16 protein-coding genes are annotated in these 18,214 nt (G+C 39.0%); all 16 read left to right on the forward strand.

Annotated elements, in window-relative coordinates; genetic code table 11:
• Positions 1-234 precede the first annotated feature (234 nt).
• The 16 genes from AB1498_04585 to AB1498_04660 all read left to right on the forward strand — a co-directional run bounded on the left by AB1498_04585 (position 235) and on the right by AB1498_04660 (position 18,016).
• On the forward strand, positions 235-1,536 hold the full coding sequence (locus AB1498_04585) for a 2,3-diketo-5-methylthiopentyl-1-phosphate enolase (protein ID MEW6087559.1): 1,302 nt from the start codon (positions 235-237) through the stop codon (positions 1,534-1,536).
• 60 nt (positions 1,537-1,596) lie between these two features.
• The gene (locus AB1498_04590; GenBank protein MEW6087560.1) at positions 1,597-2,985 is read left to right on the forward strand and encodes a hypothetical protein; all 1,389 of its coding nucleotides are present in this window, start codon (positions 1,597-1,599) and stop codon (positions 2,983-2,985) included.
• A gap of 78 nt (positions 2,986-3,063) precedes the next feature.
• Entirely contained in the window at positions 3,064-3,492 is a 429-nt protein-coding gene (rplM, locus tag AB1498_04595; protein ID MEW6087561.1) for a 50S ribosomal protein L13, read from the forward strand.
• 15 nt (positions 3,493-3,507) lie between these two features.
• On the forward strand, positions 3,508-3,897 hold the full coding sequence (rpsI, locus tag AB1498_04600) for a 30S ribosomal protein S9 (protein MEW6087562.1): 390 nt from the start codon (positions 3,508-3,510) through the stop codon (positions 3,895-3,897).
• Between the two features lie 75 nt (positions 3,898-3,972).
• Positions 3,973-5,202, forward strand: coding sequence for a bifunctional glutamate N-acetyltransferase/amino-acid acetyltransferase ArgJ (gene argJ, locus AB1498_04605; protein MEW6087563.1), 1,230 nt, complete (start codon positions 3,973-3,975; stop codon positions 5,200-5,202).
• Between the two features lie 130 nt (positions 5,203-5,332).
• Complete coding sequence (gene rpsB / locus AB1498_04610; protein ID MEW6087564.1) at positions 5,333-6,139, forward strand: 30S ribosomal protein S2; 807 nt, start codon at positions 5,333-5,335, stop codon at positions 6,137-6,139.
• 38 nt (positions 6,140-6,177) lie between these two features.
• A complete protein-coding gene (locus AB1498_04615; GenBank protein MEW6087565.1) occupies positions 6,178-7,893 on the forward strand; it encodes a proline--tRNA ligase in 1,716 nt (571 codons plus the stop codon).
• 49 nt (positions 7,894-7,942) lie between these two features.
• Positions 7,943-8,410 carry a ribosome maturation factor RimP gene (rimP, locus tag AB1498_04620; GenBank protein ID MEW6087566.1) on the forward strand — a complete coding sequence of 156 codons (468 nt, stop codon included), beginning with the start codon at positions 7,943-7,945 and terminating at the stop codon, positions 8,408-8,410.
• A 59-nt stretch (positions 8,411-8,469) separates the two neighbouring features.
• Entirely contained in the window at positions 8,470-9,789 is a 1,320-nt protein-coding gene (gene nusA, locus AB1498_04625) for a transcription termination factor NusA (protein MEW6087567.1), read from the forward strand.
• Between the two features lie 52 nt (positions 9,790-9,841).
• Entirely contained in the window at positions 9,842-11,944 is a 2,103-nt protein-coding gene (infB, locus tag AB1498_04630; protein MEW6087568.1) for a translation initiation factor IF-2, read from the forward strand.
• Positions 11,945-11,953: 9 nt separating this feature from the next.
• A complete protein-coding gene (rbfA, locus tag AB1498_04635; GenBank protein MEW6087569.1) occupies positions 11,954-12,310 on the forward strand; it encodes a 30S ribosome-binding factor RbfA in 357 nt (118 codons plus the stop codon).
• A gap of 81 nt (positions 12,311-12,391) precedes the next feature.
• Positions 12,392-13,366, forward strand: coding sequence for a bifunctional oligoribonuclease/PAP phosphatase NrnA (locus AB1498_04640; protein MEW6087570.1), 975 nt, complete (start codon positions 12,392-12,394; stop codon positions 13,364-13,366).
• Between the two features lie 24 nt (positions 13,367-13,390).
• Positions 13,391-14,290, forward strand: coding sequence for a tRNA pseudouridine(55) synthase TruB (gene truB / locus AB1498_04645; GenBank protein ID MEW6087571.1), 900 nt, complete (start codon positions 13,391-13,393; stop codon positions 14,288-14,290).
• A gap of 81 nt (positions 14,291-14,371) precedes the next feature.
• On the forward strand, positions 14,372-14,641 hold the full coding sequence (gene rpsO / locus AB1498_04650; protein ID MEW6087572.1) for a 30S ribosomal protein S15: 270 nt from the start codon (positions 14,372-14,374) through the stop codon (positions 14,639-14,641).
• An 11-nt stretch (positions 14,642-14,652) separates the two neighbouring features.
• Positions 14,653-16,761 (forward strand): polyribonucleotide nucleotidyltransferase, encoded by a 2,109-nt coding sequence (pnp, locus tag AB1498_04655; GenBank protein MEW6087573.1) that lies wholly within the window; start codon positions 14,653-14,655, stop codon positions 16,759-16,761.
• The gene (locus AB1498_04660) at positions 16,748-18,016 is read left to right on the forward strand and encodes a pitrilysin family protein (GenBank protein MEW6087574.1); all 1,269 of its coding nucleotides are present in this window, start codon (positions 16,748-16,750) and stop codon (positions 18,014-18,016) included. The genes pnp and AB1498_04660 overlap by 14 nt, the downstream gene beginning before the upstream one ends.
• Positions 18,017-18,214 lie beyond the last annotated feature (198 nt).

An 18,214-nucleotide genomic window follows, 5' to 3' on the forward strand; every position in this document is an offset into this window, starting at 1 on the left:
CCAGGATAAACTGTTCATAGCTTGTAAGTTGTTTCACGAAAGCTCCTCCTTTTTCCAAAGATTTCTCTCTGGAGGAGCTTTTCGTCTTCTTCGGGCTATATATTAAAGGATTTCAACAGAACCAATTATAATTAATAAAAGTTATTTTGTATATAAAATTTTAAATTAATAATATATTATTTTTGGATTTATTTGATATAATATTCCTCACAAAAATGGGAGGAGATGATGTATTTGAATTCAAAATTGTTTACTATTAAAGAAGGTATAAACCATGAAGATTATATAATCGGAATATATCACCTTGAAACCGCCACGGAAGACATTTTAAAAAAAGTTGAGGCGCTGGCCCTGGAACAGTCAACAGGGACATGGACAAAAGTCCCGGAAGAGACTGAAAATATAATTGAAAAATACGGGGCAAGGGTGCTTGGAATTTATGAGATACCCAATTACGAAGACGCACTGCCTGAAAATAAAATAAGGAATTTTGTTTTTCTTTTAGGTTTCCCGGTGCAAAATATCAGCGGGCAGATTCCGCAGGTTTTAACCGCTCTTTACGGTAATATATCCATGGCCGGAAAACTAAAACTTCTGGACATTCATTTCCCTTTATCTTTTATAAAAAATTATAACGGCCCTAAATTCGGGGTTGACGGGATGAGGAGATTATTGAAAGTTAAAGACAGGCCGCTGGTTATGGTTATGTTTAAACCATGCGTTGGTATGCCGCCAAAAATGCTTGGCAAAATGTTTTTTGAATTGGGTATGGCGGGTGTTGACATTATTAAGGATGATGAATTGCTTGCGGATCCGGATTTTTGCACTGTTCCGGAACGGCTGGAGGTCTGTTTAAAGGCGGCTGAAAAGATCTATAGTGAGACCGGCCGGAAAGTTTTGTATAGTTTGAATATAACCGACAACCACGACAAGATGTTTGAAAAGGCGCGTAAGGCTATAAAGGACGGTGCGAATTCCCTGATGATTAACACTTATACCGTTGGTTTTTCCGCGATGAGCGCGCTGGCTGAAGATAAAAATATAAACGTTCCGATCTTGTCCCATCCGGATTTTGCCGGTGCAATGTTTGAATCTCCTAATTATGGATTAAGTTCAAATCTGGTTTTAGGAAAACTGGCGAGGTTATCAGGAGCAGATATGGTTGTTTATCCGAGCCATTACGGGAAGGTGCTAATGCTTAGGGAAAAGATAATCAGGATCGCGCAGGAATTACTTTCACCGTTTTATCATCTGAACAGAGTATTTCCATGTCCTTCAGCAGGTATTCACGCGGGTTTGATCGGGAAATTGATGAATGATGTCGGGAATGATATTCTGATCGGGGCGGGTGGAGGAGTTCACGGGCATCCAATGGGGCTTAAGGCGGGAGTAGAGGCATTCCACCAGGCAATTAACGCCGCGATGAAAAACATACCATTGGAAAAAGCCTGCCGGAACAATAAAGAACTAAACGCGGCCATTCAGAAATGGGGTGTGTATGGAGATAAAAGCAAGGGATATGATTTGGCGAAATAAATTAACCGTTTGAACCGTTTAAACCGTTTGAACGGTTTAAACCGTTTTTTAGGAGAAACAATGATTGAATTTCGTGAGCCAATAGATAAACTGGTAAGATTGCCGAAAACTTTTACAAAAAAATTAAAATTTCCAAAGCCGGAAGATATTCGTATTTATGACGATACGCTTCGCGACGGCGAGCAGATGCCGGGTGTGGCTTTTAGCCCTGAAGGCAAATTGGAAATGGCAAAATTTTTGAGCGATATGGGAATTCATGTTATGGATGTTGCGTTTCCTGTAAACGGCATATCCGACTGCAAGGCTCTGCAGTTGATTGTCCAAGCTCAAAAACGGGGCGAGATAAGAAAAGATGTTGAAATTTTGGCAATGTGCCGCAGTAATAAGGACGATGTGAACATGGTCATCAATACGCTTGCTGAAATCGGGGCGAAGCCGGATGATGCAAGTATTCTGGTCCTGTCTACTTTTTCAGACTTGCATATTAAATATAAATTAGGCAAGACCCTGTTAAAACGCGAGGGGAAGCAGGTTGAAAAGTGGCTGGATACCAAATTGGATTTTTACCATGAAGCAAATACCAATATGGTCTGCGACATAATCAGATATGCCAGGGAAAAAGGGATAAGCCGGGTTGAGTTTGCATCGGAAGATTCTTCGCGCGGCAATATAAAATACGGCATCGAGTGGGCTAAGGCGTGTGTTAAGGCCGGGGGGACAAGAATGTGTTTTTCTGATACCTGCGGGGTTTTTACGCCGGAGGCGGTGGATTTTTATATCCCGAAAATGTTAAAGGCGCTTGACGGTGTTCCTATGACAGCCCATTTTCATAATGATTTTGGGATGGGAGCGTTTAATACCGTGCGCGCGATGAGCCATGGAGCAACATACGCGGGCGTTACCGCTAACGGCATAGGGGAGCGTGCCGGCAATACTTCCCTGCATTTGACTGTTATGATTTTGAAAGAACTTTATGGAGTCGATATACCCGGTTTTAAATATGACAAGCTTGTGGAATTGAGAAAGATGGTGGAGCGTTATTCAGGTATTCCCATTCAGGTGCACGAACCAATAATAGGAGAAGGTGTTTTCGCCCACGAGTCCGGTATCCATACAGCAGGTATTCTGATAAATCCTTTAATTTACCAGTTTATCCGGGAAGAAACCGTCGGCGGGACTCATAAATTTATTTTCGGGAAGCACAGCGGCGCCGCCGCCGTTGAATCTGTTCTGGAAAAAAATAAGGTAAGGTTTAAAAGTGAAAATATTGAAATAAACGATGAGCTGATACAAAAACTTCTTGAAAAAATAAAGAGTTTGAGAGAAGAAATGATAAAGCCGGAAAAATATTCGCAATATATAAATACATATTACAATAATTATAATCATCTGGGTATATCAGAAGAAGATGTGGTCCAACTGCTGATTGATTTAGCAAAAAAGATGTAAAACACAAAATTTTTGCTTGACAAAGATAAAAAATCGTATATAATCTATTTTTTATTAAAAAAATATGATAGAGAAAATATGAAAACAATATTTATAAAACAAAAAGACATTGTTAAAAAATGGTATATAATTGACGCGGAGGGAAAAGTTCTGGGGCGCATGGCGAGTGAAGTCGCAAAGCTCCTTCGAGGGAAACACAAACCTGAATTTGCTCCGTTTCTTGACTGCGGTGATGAAGTTGTAGTAATAAATGCCTCAAAGGTAGTAATGACAGGAAAAAAAGCGGATACTAAAATTTACCGCTATCATACAAATTATCCAGGCGGGCTGAAAGAGATCCCTTATAATAAACTCTTAGAAAAAAAACCAGAGCTTATTATTTATGATGCTGTCAGGAGGATGTTAACTCACAACAGGCTGCAAAAAACATTACTGAGACATCTAAGGGTGTACAAAGGGGCAGATCATAAACAAACTGCTCAAAAACCGGAAGTATGGGCTTTTTAAGAGAGGAGTTATACTTTGTTAAATAACAGTTTAAGTACCGGCAGGAGAAAAACCGCAATAGCAAGAGTTTACCTTATTGAAGGAAAAGGTAAGATTATCATTAATGAAAGGCCTGCATCTGAATATTTTCCAAGACTGGTTTTACAGAAATCTGTTAAACAACCGTTGGAATTGGTTAATATGATTGATAGGTTTGATGTCCATATTGCGGTCCATGGCGGCGGATTAAGCGGCCAGGCCGATGCAATAAAAATGGGTATTGCCCGCGCCTTGCTGAAACTGGACAATGAACTGCGGACAAAATTAAAAAGGGCGGGCTGTTTGACCCGTGATTCTCGTCAAAAAGAGAGAAAGAAATACGGGCAAAAGGCTGCCAGGGCCAGATTCCAATTTTCTAAGAGATAAAACGGAGAAATTACCTATAGAAAACATACAAAAAAGGAAGGTTATTACCTTCCTTTTTATTTATAAAAATATTATATGACTTATAAGACAAATAAGACTTATATTAAAATAATAAAAAATGGAGGAATTACTTCTCCATGTGGTTTTTTAGCAAATGGCATTCATTGCGGAATAAAACATGATGGTAAAAAAGATTTGTGCCTTATTTTTTCTGAAACAGCCGCAACTGCAGCCGGAGTTTTTACAAAAAATAAGGTAAAAGCCGCCCCGGTTACAATATCCCGGGAGCAGTTAAAAAATAATAGAATCAGTGCTATTGTGATAAACAGCGGTAATGCAAATGCGTGTACCGGTAAAAAAGGTCTAGATGATGCATGGCAAATGGTCAATATTACAGCCGGTGTTCTGGAAATAGAGTCTAAAGAAGTTTTGGTTGCCTCTACCGGCAGGATTGGCGCCGGATTGCCGATTGAAAAAATAAAACATGGTATTATTGAGTTAAAAGATAAATTGTCAAAAAGCGGCGGGCATAACAGCGCTTTAGCTATTATGACAACTGATCTTTATCCTAAAGAAATTGCGCTTGAGTTTGTTATAGATAAAAAAAGGGTGCGGTTAGGCGGAATGTGCAAAGGCGCGGGTATGATTCATCCCGATATGGCCACGATGCTTTGTTTTTTAACATGTGACATTAACATAGAAAAAAAACTTTTACAGCATATTTTGGAAGAGGCGGTTAATGATTCCTTTAATTTAATAACCGTGGACGGGGACAGGAGTACAAATGATACAGTGGTAATCACGGCGAACGGTATGGCAGGGAATAGAAATATTAAAGAAGGCAGCAGTGATTATAATATTTTTAAAAATGCTGTTTCTTTTGTCTGCCGGTTTTTGGCCAAAGAAATTGTTAAAAACGGGGAGGGGGCAACTAAATTAATTAATATAAAAGTAAATGGGGCCAAAAGTGAAAATGAAGCTAAAAAAGCGGCTTTTGCTATAGCTAATTCCAGCCTTGTAAAAACGTCCATTTTTGGAGAGGACCCGAACTGGGGAAGGATCATGTCGGCTGTAGGTTCAAGTGGTATTAATGTAACTGAAGAAAAGATTGATATATTTTATGGAAAAAATAAAATAACGGCAAATGGCCAAGGGATAGAAAAAGCTTATTCCCTGGTCAAAAAATATCTTTCGAACAGGGAAATAGAATTAACGATTAATTTAAAACAGGGAAAGGCACATGTATCTGTTTTGACCTGTGATTTAACACCTGAATACGTGAAGATAAACGCGGAAAAATCATAATCACACACACTTCTGGATTCTAACGGTTGTGTCCGCCTCAGGTGGATTCCGGTAGAAGTTGAAAGAGGTGGACGTTGTAGAGGGCACCTGACATGTTGTCCTCTCAAAAAACAAAAAGGAGGAGTAAAAAATGGTTTCAATTTCAATGAAAGACCTGTTAGAGGCAGGAGTGCATTTTGGACACCAGACGAAGAGATGGAACCCGAAAATGCAGGATTATATCTTCGGTGAACGCAATGGAGTATATATAATTGATTTGCAGAAAACCGCAAAAAAACTGCAGGAAGCATGTGAATTTGTTTATAACCTGTCAAGTAACGGGAAAAATATTCTTTTTGTAGGGACAAAGAAACAGGCCCAGGATGTAATTGCCGAAGAAGCTGAACAATGCGGTATGTTTTATGTTAACCATCGATGGCTTGGAGGTATGCTTACTAATTTCCAAACTATTAAGAAAAGCATAAACAAACTTAAAACAATGGAAAAAATAACTGACGGTACATCGGATAAATTGCTCAAAAAAGAGATTATTAAAATAAAAAAAGAAAAAGATAAATTGGAGAAAATACTAAAAGGAATTAAAAATATAGAAGGTTTGCCTGACGCTATTTTTGTAATAGATTCCAGAAAAGAAAACACAGCCATTTGTGAGGCTAAAAAATTAAACATTCCTGTAATAGGTTTGGTTGACACAAATTCTGATCCTGATGTGGTGGATTATATAATTCCAGGGAACGATGACGCTATTCGTTCTATTAAACTTATAACAAGCCTGGTTGCTTCCGCGGTTAAAGAAGGCAGGAAAAAGTTTGTTGAAAATGGGTTAGTTAACAAGAAAGACGACAAGGAATCTCCCGCAGAATCAAAAGCGGATGAAAAAGAAAATGAAACTGAGGGAGATGATAATATTGGTTTAGAAAAAGACATTAAAAAGTAGTATAATATTGAAAATTATAAGTTTTATTTATTAATAAAATGTATTGGTCTAAAACTTTTATCCCCACTTTGAGGGAAAATCCGAAAGAGGCAGAAGTAGTAAGCCATAATCTTTTACTTCGGGCCGGGTTTATCAGGAAACTCGCGGCAGGCATTTATATTTTTTTGCCTCTGGGCCTGCGTGTGATTCATAAATTGGAACGAATTATCAGGGAAGAAATGGATGTTTCAGGCGCGCAGGAGATATTAATGCCTGCTCTGATACCGAAAGAATTGTGGGATGAAACGGGCAGATGGGATATTTATGGGCCTGAATTGATGAGGGTGCAGGACAGAAACAAGAGAAATTTTGCTTTAGGGCCTACACATGAAGAGGTTGTTACTCATCTTGTTCATTCAGAGGTGCATTCTTACAGGCAATTGCCTGTAACGTTTTACCAGATTCAGACAAAATTCAGGGATGAAATAAGGCCGAGATTCGGACTGATGCGTGGGCGTGAGTTTGGTATGAAAGATGCCTATAGTTTTGACAGGGATGAAAAAGGCGCGGAGGAAAGTTACAATAAGGCATATGAAGCTTATAATAAGATTTTTAAACGCTGCGGTTTAAAATTCCGCGCGGTTTATGCAGATACAGGACAGATTGGAGGTTCGTTTTCACATGAATTCATGGTCCTGGCTGATACAGGAGAGGATTTTATTGCTGTCTGCAGTTCATGTGATTATGCAAGCAATATCAGCCTTGCAAAAAATTATTTAGAAAATGTAAAAGATGATGCTTTATCAGGGCCCGTGGAAGAAATTGATACACCCGGGATAAAGTCCATAGAAGAGGTTAGCGGGTTTTTAAAGGTAACGCCTGATAAATTAATAAAAACGCTTCTTTATAAAGCAGGCAAAGAATTTGCGGCTGTCCTTATCCGCGGGGATTTAACCTTAAATGAGACGAAATTATCGAATTATTTCGGCGGGAGGGAAGTAGAGCTTGCGGGAGAGGAAGAGATAATGAAAGTTGCCAAATCTCCTGCGGGTTTTATAGGGCCAGTCGGTTTGAAGGGTATAAAAATTTTGGCAGACCATTCAATTGAAAACATAATTAATGGTGTTACAGGCGCGAATAAAAAAGATAAACATTTGAAAAATGTAAATTATAAAAGAGATTTTTTTGTTACAGAATTGCTTGATTTAAGAAAAGTTAAATCCGGAGATATGTGCCCTCAATGCAAAGGTAGCCTTCAGATTGTAAAAGGAATTGAGGTCGGGCATGTTTTTAAACTGGGGCTCAGGTACAGCAAATCACTTAAAGCGGTTTTTCTTGATGAAGACGGCAGGGAAAAATTTATTGTTATGGGATGTTATGGCATAGGGATAGGCAGGACAGCCGCGGCTGCGATTGAACAAAATCATGACAAGGACGGAATAATCTGGCCTATGGCGCTTGCGCCATATCATGTGGTTATTTCACTTTTAGATATTAATTCCGAAACAACAAAAAGTCTGGCAGAAAGATGTTACCGGACTTTTATTAAAAACGGGATTGAAGTTTTATTTGACGATCGCAACGAAAAACCGGGTGTGAAATTTAAGGATGCAGATTTGATAGGAATTCCTGTCAGGATAACAATCGGCGCGAAAAGAGCGGTAAATAACGAGGTTGAAATAAGAATAAGGAAGACAGGGGAAGTTACGATAGTAAAAGCAGAAGATTTATTGAATGAGGTAAATAAAATTATTCTGCAAAACAAGGGGTCATGACCCCTTGTCTGAATTAAGACAGGGATGTCCCCCTTGCTGGACATTATTTATGTTTGATAAAGAAACTTTAGAAAAAATAAAAGAAATTATTTGCCCGGTTATTGTAAAAGATAACATGGAATTGGTAAATATCGAGTTTAAAACAGAATATGGACGCAGGATTTTAAGAATTTTTGTTGATAAAGAAAATGGTGTTAATGTGGAAGATTGTGCTAAAATAAGCGGCAAGATAAATTCTTTATTGGATAATAATGATTTAATCCCAGGGAGTTATTTCCTTGAGATTTCCTCGCCGGGGCTTGACAGGGCGCTTACAGGTGAACCGGATTTCAGAAAATTTGAAGGAAGGCTTAGTAAAATTAAGCTTCACGAAGCCATAAACGGGCAGAAAAATTTTATTGGATTTTTAAGGGAATGTAAAAATCAAAATATAATATTGGAAGAGAAAAATTCAGGGAAGATGTTTGAAATAAATTTAAATAATATTTCGCGGGCAAAATTAGTGCCCGAGTTTTAATTGTACTGCAGGGGTTCAAAATTTTGAACCCTTACGAAAAAGTATCACGGGAGAAAATGATGACTGATAAGCTAGTTGAAGCATTAGAACAGTTAGTCAGGGAAAGAGGTCTGGATCGCCAGGCCTTAATTAACACCCTGCATATAGCCTTTTTAGCCGCGGCAAAAAAGACTTTTGGTTATTCAATTAAATCCGGCAATATTGAAATAAAAGAGGATGCTGACGGCCATATTAATGTTAATTGGATAAAAAAAGCGGTCAGTGAACCCAAAGACTTTTTCGAGATAGATATGAAAACAGCCAGGAAAATAAACCCGGATGTAAAACTAAACGAGGATATCAGGGTCCCCTTGTCCCCGTTGGATTTTACAAGGACCGCGGCACAAACTACCAAACAAATAGTTATCCAGAGAATAAAGGAAGCAGAAAGAGAGAGTATCTATAAGGAAATCAAGAAAAAAGAAGGTGATATTGCCACAGGGACCGTGCAGAAGGTTGAACGTAATTATATTAATATATTATTAGGAAAAGTAGAAGGGATTTTACCTTACAGGGAACAAGTAAAGAATGAAAAATATATTTCAGGTGACAGGATAAAAGTGTATGTAGTTGAGGTTGTTAAGTCGAACAAAGGTCTTCAGATAAAACTTTCACGGTCTCACCCCGGATTGGTAAGAAGGCTTTTTGAACTGGAAGTCCCTGAAATCGGAGAAAAGACTGTGGAAATAAAAAATATAGTCCGTGAACCGGGGGAGAGGACAAAAATTGCGGTTTACGCGAAAAATTCAAATATTGATCCTGTCGGAGCATGTGTCGGTATGAAAGGAAGCCGGATACAGGCTATTACAAGAGAATTAAGGAATGAAAAACTGGATATAATCCCGTGGTCGGAAAATGAATCAGAATTTATAATTCATGCCTTAAGCCCCGCAAAAATAACAAGGGTAATTCTTGACAGGGAAAAGAAGCGGGCATTAGTTATTGTCCCGAATGACCAATTATCGCTTGCTATCGGAAAGAAAGGACAGAATGCCAGGCTTTCAGCAAGATTAACCAATTGGAAAATTGATGTAAAAAATGAAGATGAATTTAAAGAAGTCCAGCGCCAGACCCTGAGTAAAATATTTAAAGAAAGCGCGGAAACACAGGAAGATATATCATTATCATCAATTGAAGGTGTGGGCAGTAAAACTGTTAAAAGACTTGAAACAGCCGGACTGCACAACCTAAAAGATATAAAAGAAGCAGGGATTGAACAGCTTGAGTCCATAGAGGGAATTGGCAAGAAAACCGCGGAAAAACTTTTACACATAGCTGAAGAAAATATAGATAATAAAATACAGGATACTGAAGCAAAGGAAGAAACAGATGATAAATAAAATAAAAATAGGATTAAGGCTCAACAATTAGAAACAAAAGAAAGCGGGAAATATGAGAGTACACGAGTTAGCCAAAAAAATAAATGTACCGAGCAAAAAACTTATAGACGGGCTCAGGCAGTTAGGTGTTGACATAAAGAGCCATATGAGTGTTTTGTCCGAAGATACAATCCAGATGGTTCTTACTGCGTTAGATGATGAAAAAAGAAAAAGTGCTGAACCTGCTAAATTAAAACCTGTTCCAGAAACTAAAATTTCTGCTGTTTCAAAACCTGTTCCAAAAAGCGCGAGAAAAGAACCGCAGAAAAAAACGGAAACTGAAGAAAAAGCGCCTGAAATTAAACCTGTAAAAAAGGAAATTTCCAAAGAAACAAAGAAAAAAGAAGAGATACAGGAAAAAAAGAATGTTTTAAAAATTACAGGTGATTTTATCGTAGTAAGCGAGTTGGCAAATAAATTGAACAAAGAACCGTCTGAAGTAATTAAAAAATTAATTGATTTTGGAGTAATGGCGGCTATTAACCAGCGGATAGACCTGGATACCGCCGGGACAATTGCTGCGGAATACGGTTTTGAAATAGAATCGGCCCCGCTTTTTGGGGAAGAAATTGTTATCAAAGAAGAAAAAGAAGACCCGTCTAAATTAAGACCCAGGGCGCCGATTGTAACAATTATGGGGCATGTTGACCACGGCAAAACAAAACTTCTTGATGCTATCAGAAAAACAAATGTTGTTGACCAGGAGTCAGGCGGGATTACACAGCATATTGGTGCGTATCATGTGAAATTGGATAAAGGGACCATAGTTTTTCTTGATACGCCGGGGCATGAGGCGTTTACTGCGATGCGTGCGAGGGGGGCAAAGGTTACAGACATTGTAGTTTTGGTTGTTGCCGCGGATGACGGGGTTATGCCGCAGACAAAAGAAGCCGTTGATCATGCTAAAGCGGCCAATGTGCCGATAATTGTAGCTATTAATAAAATAGATAAGAAAGAGGCGAACCCAATGAGGGTGAAACAGCAGCTTAGTGATTATGGTCTCAGTCCCGAGGAATGGGGCGGTAAGACTATTTTTGTCGAAGTTTCAGCTTTGATGAAAAAAGGGATTTCGGATTTATTGGAAATGATTCTTCTACAGGCGGAAATGCTGGAGTTAAAAGCTAATCCGGACCGCCCGGCTAAAGGGACAATTGTTGAGGCATCAATGGATAAAAAAAGGGGTGTTATGGCCACTGTTTTAATCCAGCAGGGAATACTTCATATAGGTGACCCGTTTATCAGCGGGCATTGTTTTGGAAAAATTAAGGCCATGGTTGATGACTGGGGAAAGCGGTTGAAGGAGGCAGGTCCTTCGTCGCCTGTCCAGATAATGGGGATTTCAGAATTACCCCAGGCGGGAGATTTGTTTTATGTTGTAAACGACGAAAAAACAGCCCGCCAGATAGGGATAAAACGCAGAGAAATGGACAGGGAAAGAGGTTTGGGTGAAAAAGGGCATATTAAATTAGGGGATGTTTACAGCAAGATCCAGCAAGGTGATATGAAAGGGCTGAATATTATAATTAAAGCGGATGTCCAGGGTTCAATTGAGGCGTTACAGGGGACGTTGGAACAGCTTTCTACTTCAAAGGTTAAACTTAATATTATTCACAGCGGAGTAGGGGCGATTACCGAAAGCGATGTTTTACTGGCGTCAGCTTCAAACGCGATTATTATAGGATTTACAGTCAGGCCTGAACCTAAAGTCAATGAACTCGCGGCAAGGGAAGGTATCGATATAAGGCTATATAGAATAATATATGATGTTATAGATGATGTCCGGAAGGCTATGACGGGTTTATTGGAACCGAAATTCAAAGAGGTAATTTTAGGAAGGGCGGAAATCAGAGAGGTATTTCGTATCCCAAAGATCGGAAACATAGCAGGAATATATATAACAGATGGTAAAGTAACGAGGTCTTCTTTTGTCCGGCTTGTCAGGGATAGTGTTGTTGTTTTTGAAGGGAAAATTTCATCGCTTAGAAGATTTAAAGAGGATGCAAAAGAGGTAGCCGCAGGATATGAATGCGGATTAGGCATTGAAAATTATAATGATATTAAGCAAAATGATATTCTTGAATTCTATATCAAAGAAACTGTTGTGCAGGAATTGTAATTAGAAATTATGAAACCGGTAAGATTAGAAAGGATTAATTCTCTTTTACGTGAAGAGATCGGCAGTATTATCCAAAAAGATTTAAAAGATCCGAGGATAGGTTTTGTTTCGGTTTTGGAGGTTAAGACAAATCCCGACCTCAGCGAGGCAAAAGTTTTTGTCAGTGTTTTTGCGGATGAAGAGAAGAAACAGAAAACAATTAAAGGATTAAAAAGCGCGGCCGGGTTTATCCGTCACGAAATTAAAGAAAGGTTATGTTTAAGGCATATTCCTAACATCCTTTTTGAATTGGATAATTCCATCGAAAAAGGCGCGCATATTTTAGAATTAATGGATAAAATTTCCAGGGAAGAAAAGATAGAATAATGAACCCCGCCCTTCCTAAGGAAAAAGGAAGGATTGGGGTGGCATATTAGTTTAGATAGTAGTTATAGGAGGAAGGGCGGGGTGAAGGAACTAACAGCTATTGCAGAAACAATTAAAAAAGGCAATAACTTTCTCATTGTAAGTCATATTAATCCTGACGGCGATTCTATCGGTTCACAACTTGCTATGATAAAAATCCTGGAAAATAGCGGCAAAAAGGCGACTATCTTAAATCAGCATCCGGTCCCGGAAGTATATAAATTCCTTTATGGAAGTCAAAAGGTGAAAAATGAAGTTTCATTTTTAGAAAATTTTGATATTGCTATAGTCCTGGATGCGAGTGATAAGAAACGGCTGGGAGATATAGTTAACAAGGCCTTGAGGAAGGTTCCTTTTATTATAAATATTGATCATCATATAAGCAATAACAAATTTGGGCAGCTGCAATATTTAAACCAGGACGCATCTGCCACAGCGGTTATTATTTATGATTTAATTGTTCTTTTAAACGAGAAGATAGACAGGGACATTGCGGAATGTCTATATACAGGTATTTTGACTGATACAGGTTCGTTCCATTATCTGAATACAGACGCTAAAAGCCACCTGGTAGTAGCTGATCTTATTAAGTATGGCATTAATCCAAATAAAATTTATGAAGAGATATATGAAATTTTTAACATAATCTCGATAAAACTTTTAGGACTGGCATTATCAAGTGTTGAAATGAATAAGACAGGCGAGATTGCATGGATGAAGATAAGGCAGTATGATTACAGCCTTTCAAGCCTTACCAATGGAGAGACAGAGGGTTTTATAAACTATGTCCAGATGATAAAAGGGGTAAAAGTTTCTCTTTTCTTCAGGGAATTTTTAAATGATAATAACCAGCTGGTAACCAAAGTGAGTTTCCGTTCCAAGGAGGGTGTGGATGTTAATAAAATTGCAGGGATATTTGGAGGTGGAGGACATTCTCACGCGGCTGGCTGTGTAGTTACAGGAAGCATAAACAGTATACTGGAAAAGATTATTAAGGAAGTGGAGAAATACATATAGTGAGAAGTTGTGGAGTGCAGCACGATGGATGGTATTTTAAATATTAATAAACCCTGTGGGATGACATCTCATGATGTTGTCGATTATATTAGAAAAATTACTAATATAAAAAAGGTTGGCCATACAGGAACATTAGACCCGGATGCGACCGGGGTTTTACCTGTATGTATTGGACGGGCTACAAAGATTGTCCAGTTTCTGATAAATGAGAATAAATCTTACAGGATAACTTTATTGCTCGGGGTTTCGACTGATACCCAGGACATTACAGGAAAAATTATAAAAGAGGTTAGGGATTTTAATATAACGCCGGGTGATATTCAAGAAATATTACAATCTTTTTCAGGCGATATTTTGCAGGTTCCGCCTATGGTTTCCGCCTTGCATTATAAAGGGAAACGGCTATATAAATTAGCCAGGGAAGGAAAAGAGGTTGAAAGGAGACCCAGGAAAATTACTGTTTACAAGATAGACCTTTTGGAAGTAAAATTACCTTATGTCGGTTTTTCGATTAAATGTTCAAAAGGGACTTATGTGAGGACTTTATGTTCCGATATAGGAGATAAGCTGGGAACGGGTGCGTGTCTTTATAATCTTGTCCGGACCATGGCGGGTTCTTTTGATTTAAATAATGCAATTGGATTAAAAGACATCAAGGATATAGAAATAGTTAAAAAAAATTTGATGCCGATGGACGAAGCATTAAATCATTTACCGGAGATTAAAGTATTGCCGGAGGGGATAAAACTCCTTAAATGCGGAAAACCTCTTACAGGAAATAGTGTTTTTTCTTATTCCGGTGTATTTAACCCGAGGGGATTATACCGTTTATATCAGGAAGAAAATCCGGCAATTTCAGGAATAGTTGAAGATGTTTCGCGGGAAGGTAAAATTTATAGGATTGTAAAATGGCTGAACCAGTGACAAGAAGTTATCACCCTTGTTCGGATATTATTAATTTAAAAATATTTATATACTTAATTTTTAGGAAAGGAAGGTGTTTTTATGTCATTGACCAAGGAAGTAAAAAAAGAGGTTGTTGAAAAATTTAAAAAACATGATAAAGATACAGGGTCCGTTGAAGTCCAGATTGCTTTATTGACCCAGAGAGTAAATGATCTGACTGAACATTTTAAATCTCATATCAAAGATCATCATTCAAGAAGGGGGCTTTTAAAAATTGTCGGCCAGAGAAGAAGGCTGTTGAACTATTTACAACAAAAAGATTATGCCAAGTATCAGGATATTATCGGCAAACTAAATATTAGAAAATAAAGGATGGATTTATGCAGCGAAAAGAATTAAAGTTAGGTAACAGCAGTTTAATAATTGAAGTGGGGCACCTCGCAAAACAGGCTAATGGTGCGGCAATGGTAAAATATGGAGACACGGTTGTTTTGACCACAGCGGTAATGGCAAAAGAAGCGAGAAAAGATATAGATTTTTTTCCTTTAACAGTTGAATACAGGGAGAAGGCCTATGCCGCGGGAAAGATTCCCGGCGGTTTTTTTAAACGGGAAGGAAGACCGACCACAAAAGAAATCCTTACAAGCCGTTTGGTTGACAGGCCGCTTCGCCCTCTTTTCCCGGACGGGTTTAAAAATGAAGTGCAGATTGTTCCTATAGTTCTTTCTGTGGATGGGATTAACGCGCCGGATATATTTTCCATTATCGGCGCATCAGCCGCCCTTACTTTTTCGGATATACCGTTTTACGGACCGGTTGGCGCTGTAAGGATTGGAAGAATAAATGAAGAGTTTATCCTGAATCCCGGTTATGATGAGATGGATAAAAGCAGTCTGAACCTTGTAATTGTGGGAAAAAAAGACGCAATTTTGATGATTGAGGCCGAAGCAAGTGAGGTCCCTGAAGAGGTTGTTATTGATGCCGTAAATTTCGCAAGGCCTTTTATTTCTAAAATAATAGAATTCCAGGAAGAGTTTGCCAGGGAAGTTGCTAAACCAAAAAGGGAAGTGGCGGTTTCCGTGATACCGGAAGCTGTCAAACTAAAAGTGGGTAATTTTTCGAAAGATAAGATGGAGAAAGCGTTAAATACATCTGACAAAAATCTTATGAAAGAAAATTTATCTGACCTGGAAAAAGAAGTTATAGAAAATTTCAAGACGGAATTCACTGAAGATGAAAATCCGGAACTTGTAATAAAAGGAATTCTTGAAGATTTGGAGAAGAAAATAGTAAGAAATAAAATTTTAACGGAGGCGAAAAGGACAGACGGGCGTTCTTTAAAAGATATCCGCCAGATAACCTGCGAAGTCGGAATACTCCCGAGAACTCATGGCTCAGGTCTTTTTACACGCGGCCAGACACAAAGCTTGTCTGTTGTTACTCTTGGGACAACACAGGATGAACAGAGAATGGATGACCTCGAGGGTGAATATACCGAATCATTTATGCTGCATTATAATTTTCCTCCGTTCAGCGTGGGTGAAGTGGGAAGGTTTTCAGGCCCCGGCAGGAGAGAAATCGGCCATGGGGCATTGGCGCAAAAGTCCCTTAAACCTGTTTTGCCGCAGGCGGATAAATTTCCATACACGATAAGAATTGTATCTGAGATTCTGGAATCAAACGGTTCATCGTCCATGGCCACGGTATGCGCGGGGACGTTAGGCCTTATGGATGCGGGTGTTCCGATTAAGTCTCCCGTGGCGGGTATAGCGATGGGGTTGATTAAAGAGGGCGGTAAGGTGGCAATTCTTTCGGATATTCTCGGCCAGGAAGACCATCTTGGCGACATGGACTTTAAGGTCGCGGGGACAAAAAACGGTATAACGGCGCTGCAAATGGACATAAAAATTGACGGGCTTGATGAAACCATTATGAAAAACGCCCTGTCCCAGGCAAAAGAAGGAAGGTTGTTTATACTTTCGAAAATGGAAGAGGTTATTTCAAAACCAAGAAGCGATATTTCAGACTATGCCCCAAGGATAGTAATTATGCAGATTGACCCTGCGAAAATAAAAGATGTTATCGGACCCGGTGGGAAAATTATCAGGGGAATTATTGAACAAACAGGAGTGGAAATAGATATAAAAGATTCAGGCCAGGTATATATAGCTTCAGTAAGCGTTGAGTCCGCGAGGATGGCGCAGGATATGGTGGAATATCTTACCCGCGATGTGGTAGTCGGTGAAATATATACAGGGAAAGTTATGAGGATTGTTAATTTCGGGGCCTTTGTTGAGATTTTACCAGGGAAAGAAGGATTGGTGCATATTTCGCAGTTAGCGGATTATCATGTTAAGAAAGTTGAAGATGTTGTTAAAGAAGGTGATGAGGTTTTAGTAAAAGTAGTTGAAATTGACAACCAGGGAAGGATTAATTTAAGCCGGAAGGCGGCCCTTACACCTGAAACAGCCAGGGATGAAAAAAAGTAGTTTTTACCGCCGCGAAATTTTAAATAACGGGCTTAAGGTAGTAATGGAAAAAATACCTTATGTCCGTTCTGTTTCTCTGGGTATCTGGATTGAAGCCGGCTCCCGCGATGAAGATAAAAATGAAAGCGGATTTTCTCATTTTATCGAACATCTTTTATTCAAGGGGACCAAAAAACGCGACGCGCGCGCCATTGCTTCCGAACTTGAAACTGTCGGGGGACGGCTGGACGCTTTTACCGGCAGGGAATATACCTGTCTTTCCGCGCGTGTTTTAGACACGCATCTCGATCTTGCCTTAGAACTTATATCAGATCTTTACCATAATTCAGTTTTCCCGGAAGACGAAATGGAACGGGAACGCCGGGTGGTTCTTGAAGAAATCAAGATGTCTGAAGATATCCCTGAGGATTTTATTTTTGATATTTTTAATGAAACCATTTATCCTGACAACAGTTTAGGCCGGCCGATCCTGGGTTACAGGAATATTATCCAGAAATTATCCCGTGATGAAATTTACGATTTTTACAAAAAATATTATCATCCCCAAAAAACAATTATTTCACTCTGCGGAAATTTTTCAGAAAAAACTTTTATTGAAAAAACAAAAAAATATTTTAAAAACCACGGAAGTAAAATAAACTTTCCGGCACCAGTTACTCCCGAATATCATCCCGGTGTAAAAGTCCATAAGAAAAAATTAAATCAGGTGCATATTTGCCTCGGCGCTGACGGGCTGGGATTCAATCATAAAGACAGGGCGGCCCTCCAGGTTTTAAATGTCCTCCTTGGCGGAAGCATGAGTTCCCGCCTTTTCCAGGAGATACGTGAGAAAAGGGGATTGGCATATTCAATTTATTCATGCCAAAGTTCGCATAGAGACAGCGGCACGGTCATGATCTATGCGGGGACCGCAGAAGATAAGGTTAATGAAGTTATTGACCTTGTATTGAAGGAATTGGATAGTGTTAAAAAAGGTAAAGTTACACAAGATGAAATGAATCTTTCCAGAGAGCAGTTGAAAGGGAGTATTGTCCTTGGCGCCGAAAGCACTGAAAACAGGATGCTGAGGCTTGCCACTTCCGAATTTTATATGGGTAAATATATTTCCCTCGAAGAATCGATAGCAGAAATTGATAGAGTTAACAAGGACGATGTAATAAGATTAGCTTCCCGGATTTTCGCCCCCTCGAAACTAAACCTTGTCTGTTTAGGCCCAATCAGCAAAAAAGAGATTTCATTTTTGGGAGGAACATAGGGGGGGACATAGGGGACGTTGGTGCTGAAATTGCTTTGCTAACTTCTCTCCACTATTTCCAATATGTTTCTCCCCTTTAAACTTATTTCATTACTCCCCATTATTCGATTTATACAAGATGCTGTTACGCCCAAATACCTGGCTACCTCTGCTCCGCTAATCCCAAACTTTTTTACTGCTAATTGTGCCATGTCTCTT

The organism is bacterium, from assembly GCA_040754625.1.
GTDB lineage: Bacteria > JACRDZ01 > JAQUKH01 > JAQUKH01 > JAQUKH01 > JAQUKH01.